The following is a 9,669-nucleotide window of genomic DNA, read 5'->3' on the forward strand; positions in this document are numbered from 1 at the left end:
GGATAGTGGCGGAAGACGAAAAACTCCTTGACTACCTCAAGAAGGTGACGGCTGACCTGCGTCAGGCTCGTCGGCGACTTCGACAGGTGGAGGAGCGGGACCGGGAGCCCATCGCCATCGTGGCGATGAGCTGCCGGTACCCGGGGGGTGTGAAGACTCCGGAGGAGCTGTGGCGGCTCGTCGCCGAAGGCGGCGATGCCATCACCGAGTTCCCTCCGGACCGGGGCTGGGACGTCGATGGCTTCTTCGACCCGGACTCGGAGCGTTCCGGCACCTTCTCCGTCCGTGAGGGCGGGTTCCTGGAGACCCCCGGCGACTTCGACCCCGGCTTCTTCTCCATGAGCCCGCGGGAGGCGCTCGCCACCGACCCCCAGCAGCGGCTGCTGCTGGAAACCGCCTGGGAGGCGTTCGAGCGCGCCGGAATCGACCCGGCGTCGGTGCGGGGCAGCCAGGCCGGTGTGTTCGTCGGCGCCTCGCCCTCCGGCTACGGCGCCGGAGTGAGCGAGATGCCCGCGGACGTGGAGGGGTTGATGCTCGCGGGCAACGCCACCTCCGTGGTGTCCGGGCGGGTGGCCTACACCCTGGGCCTCGAGGGGCCCGCCGTCACGGTGGACACCGCGTGCTCGTCGTCGCTGGTGGCCCTGCACTGGGCCTGCCAGGCGCTCCGTCAGGAGGAGTGCTCACTCGCCCTGGCGGGCGGCGTCGCCGTCATGTTCACCCCCAGCATGTTCGTCGAGTTCAGCCGGCAGGGCGGGCTCGCTCCCGACGGGCGGTGCAAGGCGTTCGGCGCGGGCGCCGACGGCACCGGCTGGGCCGAGGGCGTGGGCCTGCTCCTCCTGGAGCGGCTCTCGGACGCCCGGCGCAACGGGCACCCGGTGCTGGCCGTCATCCGTGGCTCGGCCATCAACCAGGACGGTGCGAGCAACGGACTCACGGCGCCCAACGGCCCCTCGCAGCGGCGGGTGATCCGCCAGGCGCTCAAGAACGCGGGCCTGACGCCCGCCGATGTGGACGCGGTGGAGGCACACGGCACGGGTACGTCGCTGGGTGACCCGATCGAGGCCCAGGCGCTGATGGCCACCTACGGCAAGGAGCGGCCGGAGGGGCGGCCGCTGTGGCTGGGCTCGCTGAAGTCCAACCTCGGCCACTCCCAGGCCGCCGCCGGTGTCGGCGGGGTCATCAAGATGGTGATGGCCATACGGAACGGCGTTCTGCCCAAGACGCTCCACGCCGACGAGCCGTCCGCCCAGGTGGACTGGTCGGAGGGCGATATCCGGCTGCTGAACGAGTCCACCCCCTGGCCCGAGTCGGAGCAGCCTCGGCGGGCGGGCGTGTCCTCGTTCGGCATCAGCGGGACGAACGCCCACGCGATCCTGGAGCAGGCCCCGGAGGCCGAGGCGGCAGAGGACGTCGAGGCCGAGGCCGCCGATGGCCCGGTGGCCTGGGTGGTGTCCGGCCGGAGCGCGGCGGGTCTGCGGGCCCAGGCGGGCAGGCTGCGGGAGTTCGTGGCCGAGCGTCCCGAGCTGGGCGCCGCCGATGTGGCGTTCTCCCTGGTGGGGACGCGGTCGGTGTTCGAGCACCGTGGGGTGGTGACGGGAGCCGACCGCGAGGAACTCCTGGCGCGGCTGGGCGCGTTGGCCGGGGACGAGATCGCCTCGGGTGTGACGCGTGGTGTGGCGGACGTACGCGGCCGCTCGGTGTTCGTGTTCCCGGGTCAGGGGGCGCAGTGGGTGGGTATGGCGGTGGGCTTGCTGGAGTCCTCGCCGGTGTTCGCGGAGGCGGTCGGCGAGTGTGAGTCGGCCCTGTCCGCTTACGTGGACTGGTCGTTGACGGATGTGCTGCGCGGGGTTGAGGGTGCTCCCGGTTTTGACCGGGTGGATGTGGTGCAGCCGGTGTTGTTCGCGGTGATGGTGTCGCTGGCGAAGTTGTGGCGTTCGGTGGGTGTGGAGCCGGATGCGGTGATGGGTCATAGCCAGGGTGAGATCGCGGCGGCCTGCGTGGCGGGTGCGTTGTCGCTGGAGGATGCCGCGAAGGTGGTGACCTTGCGGTCGCAGGCGATCGCGGCGGGTCTTGCCGGCCGTGGTGGCATGGTGTCGGTCGGCCTGTCGGCGGAGGCGGCCAGGGAGCGTATCGCCGCCTGGGACGGTGCGATATCCGTCGCCGCGGTGAACGGTCCGGGTTCTGTTGTGGTGTCGGGTGACCCGGGTGCGCTGGATGAGATGGTCGCCCAGTTGGAGGGCGAGGAGGTGCGGGTTCGCCGGGTTCCGGTGGACTACGCCTCGCACTCGGCGCATGTGGAGGCGATTCACGAGGAGCTGCTGAAGGTTCTGGCGGATTTGGAGCCGCGTTCGTCGGAGGTGCCGTTCTACTCGACGGTGACCGGTGAGCTGGTGGACACCGCCGGCCTGGACGCGGAGTACTGGTACCGCAACCTGCGGCAGACCGTCGAGCTGGAGGCCACCACCCGCGCACTCCTCGGCAAGGGACACGCGACCTTCATCGAGGTGAGCCCGCATCCGGTCCTCACCCTTCCGGTTCAGCAGACCGTGGAGTCCGCCGCGGCCCAGGCCGTGGTCGTCGGCACGCTGCGGCGTGACGAGGGCGGCCTGGAGCGGTTCCTGACCTCAGCCGCCGAGGTCTTCTCGCGTGGCAAGAAGGTCGATTGGCTCACCACACTGGAGGGCCGTGGCGCCCGCCGTGTCGAGCTGCCGACCTACGCCTTCCAGCGCGAGCGCTACTGGCTGGACGGCTTCGGCCTGCCGCCCGGTGGGAGCGCGGCCGATGTCACCGGCTCCGTCGACGCGCGGTTCTGGGACGTGGTGGAGCGCCAGGACCTGGAGTCGCTGGCGGGGACGCTGGCGGTCGACAGCGAGGCGCCGCTGAGCGCGGTGCTGCCCGCCCTGTCCGCGTATCACCGCAACAACCGCGACCAGTCCACGATCGACGGCTGGCGCTATCGGGTGTCGTGGAAGCCGTTCTCCGACGTCGCCGACGGCTCGCTGTCGGGGACGTGGCTGGTGGTGGTTCCGGCGTCCCGTGCCGAGGACGAGCTGGTCTCGGGCGTTGTCGCCGGGCTCGAGCGACACGGCGCGGGCGTGGTCCCGGTCACGTTGGACGAGCGGGACCTCGACGCGGACACGCTGGCGGAGCGGCTGCGCGAGGTGGCCGCGGAGACGCCCGAGCTGGGCGGTGTGCTGTCGCTGCTCGCCCTGGACGAGGAGCCCTGCCCGGGGTATCCGGCGCTGTCGGGCGGCTATGCGCTGACCCTGGTGCTGGTGCGGGCCATGGTCGAGGCCGAGATCCCGGCCCGGCTGTGGTGCGGTACGCGCGGCGCCGTGTCCGTGGGGCGTTCGGACCGGCTCACCAGCCCGGCGCAGGCGATGATCTGGGCGCTGGGCCGGGTGGCCGGTCTTGAGCTGGCGCCGCTGTGGGGCGGTCTGGTCGATCTGCCCGAGTCGCTGGACGGGCGCGGTGCGGAGCGGCTGACCGGTGTGCTGTCCGTCGAGGGCGGCGAGGACCAGGTCGCGGTGCGCGGCTCCGGTGTCTTCGTACGCCGTCTGGTGCGCTCCGCCCCGGCCGTCGGCGAGGAGACGACGTGGCGGGCGCGTGGCACGGTGCTGGTGACCGGTGGCACGGGCGGGCTCGGCGGCCAGGTGGCCCGCTGGCTGGTCCGTAGCGGTGCCGAGCACCTGGTGCTGACCAGCCGCCGCGGTCTCGAGGCCGAAGGCGCCGCCGAGTTGAAGGCGGAGCTGGAGGCCATGGGCGCCGAGGTGACGGTGGCCGCGTGCGACGCGGCGGACCGCGACGCGCTCGCCGCCGTCCTGGACGCCGTGCCGGAGCACCGGCCGCTCACCGGAGTGGTGCACGCGGCGGGTGTCACGATCGCGGCCTCCCTGCTGGAGACGGAGCTCGCGGACGCGGCCCGGGTGGTGTCGGGCAAGGTCGCGGGCGCCGTCAACCTGGACGAGCTGCTGGGCGACCGTGAGCTCGACGCGTTCGTGGTCTTCTCGTCCATCTCCGGTATCTGGGGCGGCGGCAGCCAGGGCGTCTACGGCTCAGGCAACGCCTTCCTGGACGCGCTGGTGGAGCAGCGCCGGGCGCGGGGCCTCGCGGGCACCGCCGTCTCCTGGGGCCCGTGGGCCGAGGGCGGCATGGCGACCCGGGATGACGCGGGGGAGCAGCTTGCGCGGCGCGGACTGCCCGCGATGGCACCCGAGTTGGCGATCGCAGCCCTGGAGCGTGCGGTGGCCGGTGACGAGGGTGTGGTGACGGTCGTGGACGTGGACTGGGAGCGGTTCGCGCCCTCGTTCACCGCGGTCCGCCCCAGCCCGCTCCTGAGCGACCTCGACGAGGTCCGGGCGCTGGAGACGAAGGGCGACGGTGGCGAGAGCGCCGACGCCGCCGGGGCGCAGCTCCGCGAGCGGCTGAAGCCCCTCACCGAGGGCGAGCGCGACCGGGCGCTGCTCGATCTGGTGCGCAAGCACGCGGCCTCCGTGCTCGGCTACGCCTCCCCGGAGATGGTCGAGCCGAACCGGGCCTTCCGCGATCTGGGCTTCGACTCGCTGACCGCGGTCGACCTGCGCAACCGGCTGGCCGCCGAGACCGGTCTCAGCCTGCCGGCCACGCTGGTCTTCGACTACCCCAGCGCCACCACGCTCGCGGCGCTGCTGCGCACCGAGGTGCTGGGCACCTCGTCCCCGGCGGTGGCCACCGGGTCCGGTGCCCCCGCCGGGGTCGGCGCGGACGACGATCCCATCGCGATCGTGTCCATGAGCTGCCGCTTCCCCGGTGGGGTGCGGAGCCCGGAGGACCTGTGGCAGTTGGTCGACGGCGGCGGCGACGCCATCTCGTCCTTCCCGTCGGACCGCGGCTGGGACCTGTCCGGCATGTACGACCCGGACCCGGACCGGCCGGGCACGTTCTACGCCCGCGAAGGCGGATTCCTCTACGACGCGGGCGAGTTCGACCCCGGCTTCTTCGGGATCTCGCCGCGTGAGGCGCTGGCCACCGACCCCCAGCAGCGGCTGCTGCTGGAGACCTCGTGGGAGGCGTTCGAGCGGGCGGGCATCAACCCCGCGTCGGTGCGGGGCAGCCAAGTCGGTGTGTTCGTCGGCTTCTCGGGCTCCGGATACGGCAGCAACCTGGAGTCGGTGCCCGAGGACGTCGAGGGCCATCTGCTGACCGGAAACGCCGGCAGTGTCGTCTCCGGCCGCCTCGCCTACACCTACGGCCTGGAGGGCCCCGCCGTCACGGTGGACACGGCCTGCTCGTCGTCACTGGTGGCCCTGCATCTGGCCTGCCAGTCGCTGCGTCAGGGCGAATGCACCATGGCGCTGGTGGGCGGTGTGGCGGTGATGGCCACTCCGATGGCGTTCGTCGAGTTCAGCAGGCAGGGCGGGCTCGCGCCTGACGGCCGGTGCAAGCCGTTCGCGGCCGCGGCGGACGGTACGGGCTGGAGCGAGGGCGCCGATGTGCTCCTGGTGGAGCGGCTGTCGGACGCCCGGCGCAACGGCCACCAGGTGCTGGGCATCGTGCGGGGTTCGGCCGTGAACCAGGACGGCGCTTCGAACGGTCTGACGGCGCCGAACGGCCCCTCGCAGCAGCGGGTGATCCGCCAGGCCCTCGCCAACGCCGGGGTGTCGGCCGCCGAGGTGGACGCGGTGGAGGCGCACGGCACGGGCACCTCGCTGGGCGACCCCATCGAGGCACAGGCGCTGCTGGCCACCTACGGCAAGGAGCGTGCGGAGGGCCGCCCGCTGTGGCTGGGCGCGCTGAAGTCCAACATCGGACACACCCAGGCCGCGTCCGGACTCGCCGGTGTCATCAAAATGGTGATGGCGATGCGGCACGGTGTGCTGCCGAAGATGCTGCACGTGGACGAGCCCTCGCCGCAGGTGGACTGGTCGGCGGGCGAGGTGCGGCTGCTGACCGAGGCCACCGAGTGGCCGGAGACGGGTCAGCCGCGCCGGGCCGGTGTCTCCGCGTTCGGCGTCAGCGGCACCAACGCACACGCCATCATCGAGCAGGCACCGTCGGACGACCAGGACACGCGACCGGCCGAGGTGACCGCTCCCGACGACCGCGGCGCGGCTCCCTGGACGCTCTCCGCCCGGAGCGCGGACGGGCTGCGCGCCCAGGCGCGGCGGCTGCGGGCACATCTGACCGCGCAGCCCGGACTGAGCCTGAAGGACGTGGGCTACTCCCTGGTCGCCACCCGGTCGGTGTTCGAACACCGTGCCGTGCTGACGGGCGCGGACCGTGCGGAGCTGCTGCGCGGGCTCGAGGCCGTCGCCACCGGCGAGGAGACCCCCGGGGTCGTGCGCTCGGTCGCCACTCCGACGGGAATCACCGCCTTCCTGTTCTCGGGTCAGGGTGCGCAGCGCCTTGGTATGGGGCGGGAGTTGTACGAGGCGTTCCCGGTGTTCGCCCGTGCGCTGGACGAGGTGTGCGCGCATCTGGATGTGCTGCTGGACCGTCCGCTGAAGGACGTGATGTTCGCGGCGGAGGGCAGTGCGGATGCCGGGCTGCTGGATCAGACGGCGTTCACCCAGCCCGCGCTGTTCGCGGTCGAGGTGGCGCTGTTCCGGCTGCTGTCGGCGTGGGGCGTGTCCCCGGATGTGGTGATCGGTCACTCCATCGGTGAGATCGCCGCCGCGCATGTGGCGGGGGTGTTCTCGCTGGAGGACGCGTGCGCACTGGTGGCCGCTCGTGGCCGGCTGATGCAGGCGCTGCCCGAGGGCGGCGCCATGATCGCCATCGAGGCGTCTGAGGAGGAGATCGCGCCGTCGCTGGCCGGTCGTGCGGCCGAGGTGAGCATCGCCGCCGTCAACAGCCACACCTCCGTGGTCATCGCCGGTGACGAGGGAGCGGCGCTGGAGATCGCCGGGCAGTGGGCGGAGCAGGGGCGTAAGACCCGTCGCCTGCGGGTCAGCCACGCGTTCCACTCGCCCCGCATGGACGCCATGCTGGACGACTTCCGCAAGGTCGTCGAGGGGCTGTCCTTCGCACCGCCCTCGATCGCGCTGGTGTCCAATGTGACGGGCAAGTCGGCGGGCGCCGACGAGGTGTGCTCGCCGGAGTACTGGGTGCGCCACGTCCGCGAGGCGGTGCGCTTCGCGGACGGGATGCGCTCCCTGGAGAACGCGGGCGCGACCCGGTTCTTCGAGGTGGGCCCCGACGGTGTGCTCTCGGCGATGGCACGCGAGTGCCTGACGGTGGAGGAGACTTCGCCCCCCGTCGTGGTGCCCGCGCTGCGCAAGGACCGCCCGGAGGCCCAGGCGCTGACGACGGCTTTGGCCGAACTCCACGTCCACGGCGTCACCGTGGACTGGGCGGCTCTGTTCGCCGGTCAGGACGTCCGGCGGGTCGAGCTGCCGACGTACGCGTTCCAGCGGCAGCGCTACTGGCTGGACGTCCCCGAGGGCGATGCCACCGCCGACGCCGTATCCGTGGACTCGGCCGACGCCCGGTTCTGGGACGCCGTCGAGCGTGCGGACCTGGAGGCGCTGACCACCGCGCTGCACGTGGACGGAGACGCCTCGCTCACCGAGTTGCTGCCCGCCCTGTCGTCCTACCGCAAGGGCCACCGTGAGCGCTCGACGGTGGACGGCTGGCGCTACCAGATCGCGTGGACCCCGGTGTCCGAGCTGTCGGAGCGGGCGCTGACCGGAACGTGGCTGGTCGTGGTTCCCCAGTCGCACGCCGACGACGAGCTGGTCACCGCCGCGGTGACCATGCTGGAGCGGCAGGGCGTGGACGTGGCGCGGATCGTGCTCGACGGCGGACCGGACAGCGACCGCGCGGCGGTCGCCGAGCGGCTGCGCACGGCGGCCGAGGGCGCGCCGGACGGGGCCGTCGGCGGGGTCCTCTCCCTGCTGGCCCTGGACGAGAGCGCCAGCCCCGGGCACGCGGTCGTGCCGCAGGGGCTCGCGCTGAACCTCGTCGCGTTGCAGGCACTCGTGGACGCCGGTGTCGAGGCCCCGCTGTGGGTGGCGACGCGAGGCGCCGTGTCGGTGACCGGGTCCGACACCCTGCGCAGCGCCGCCCAGGCGCAGATGTGGGGCCTCGGCCGGGTCGCCGGTCTGGAGCATCCCCGGTTGTGGGGTGGTCTGGTCGACCTCCCGGAGACGTTGGACGAGCGGGCCGCGAACCGGCTGTCCGGTGTGCTGGGCGGTGGCGCGGGCGAGTTCGAGGACCAGGTGGCGGTGCGCACGTCCGGCGTGTTCACCCGGCGCCTGGTGCGAGCGAACGCGCCGCAGACCACGGCCCGGCCGTGGAGCGCGCGGGGCTCGGTGCTGGTGACCGGCGGCACCGGGGGAGTGGGCAGCCAGGTGGCCCGGTGGCTGGCGAACGCCGGCGCCGAGCACCTGGTGCTGACCAGCCGCCGTGGCCCGGAGGCCGACGGGGCCGCCGAACTGCGTGACGAACTCACCGCGTTGGGCACCGAGGTGACCATCGCGGCATGTGACGCCGCCGACCGCGACGCCCTGGCCGCCGTACTGGCCGCCATCCCGGAGCGGTATCCGCTGAGCGCCGTCGTGCACGCGGCGGGTGTTCTGGACGACGGTGTCCTGGACTCGATGTCGGTGGAGCGGGTCGCGGGTGTGCTGCGTCCCAAGGTGGACGGGGCCCGCAATCTGCACGAGCTGACCGAGGGCCTCGACCTGTCCGCGTTCGTGCTGTTCTCCTCGCTCGCCGGAGCCATCGGCGGTGCCGGGCAGGGCAGTTACGCGGCGGCCAACGCCTATCTCGACGCCCTGGCGCAGCAGCGCCGGGCCCAGGGCCTGGCGGCCACCTCGGTCGCCTGGGGCCCGTGGGCCGAGGGCGGCATGGCGGTCGACGGGGCGCTGGAGGAGCGGCTGCGGCGTGGTGGCATGGCCGCGATGACCCCGGAGCTGGCGGTCAAGGCCCTCCAGCAGGCCCTCGACCTGCAGGAGACCCATCTGGCCATCGCCGACCTCGACTGGGAGCGATTCGTACCCTCCTACGTCGCCGTCCGGGCCAGCCGGCTGCTGGACGAGGTGCCCGAGGCGCGCCGGATCCTGGAAGCCGCGATCGGCGGTGGCACCGCGGCACAGTTCGAGACCGGTGGCTCCGAACTGCGTGAGCGGCTCGCCGGAATGTCGGAGGCGGAGCAGGAACGAGCACTGCTCGACCTCGTCACCACGCAGGTGGCGATGGTGCTGGGCTTCCCGTCGGTGGAGTCGGTCGAGTCCCAGCGGGCGTTCCGGGAACTCGGCTTCGACTCGCTGACCGCCGTCGAACTGCGCAACCGGCTTGACGCGGCGACGGGCCTGCGGCTGCCCGCGACGATCGTCTTCGACCACCCGACGCCCGTGGCGCTCGCCCGCCGGCTGCGTACCGACGTCGTCCAGGACGGGGTCTCGGCGGCCGCACCGATCCTCGGTGAGCTGGACCGGATCGAAGCGGCGATGGCCGCGATCTCCGCCGACGACGTGGACCGGCCGAGGATCACGACGCGCTTGCAGACGCTCCTTCTGAAGTGGGGAGAGGCGGAACAGGATTCGCGCACCCCGGGCAAGAAGGCGGTTCCGGACAAGATTCAGTCGGCGACGTCGGACGAGATCTTCGACTTCATCGACAAGGAGCTCGGGATCTCCTGAGCTGGCGCGGTCGGTTCCCGAGGGTCGTTCCTTACTACTTCCATGG

1 protein-coding gene is annotated in these 9,669 nt (G+C 72.6%); it reads left to right on the forward strand.

Features of this window, described 5'->3' with window-relative positions; genetic code table 11:
• Positions 1 to 5: 5 nt before the first annotated feature.
• Entirely contained in the window at positions 6 to 9,623 is a 9,618-nt protein-coding gene (locus NP777_RS23480; RefSeq protein ID WP_256652157.1) for a type I polyketide synthase, read from the forward strand.
• The last annotated feature ends 46 nt before the right edge of the window (positions 9,624 to 9,669 follow it).

This window comes from Streptomyces rugosispiralis (assembly GCF_024505145.1).
GTDB lineage: Bacteria > Actinomycetota > Actinomycetes > Streptomycetales > Streptomycetaceae > Streptomyces > Streptomyces rugosispiralis.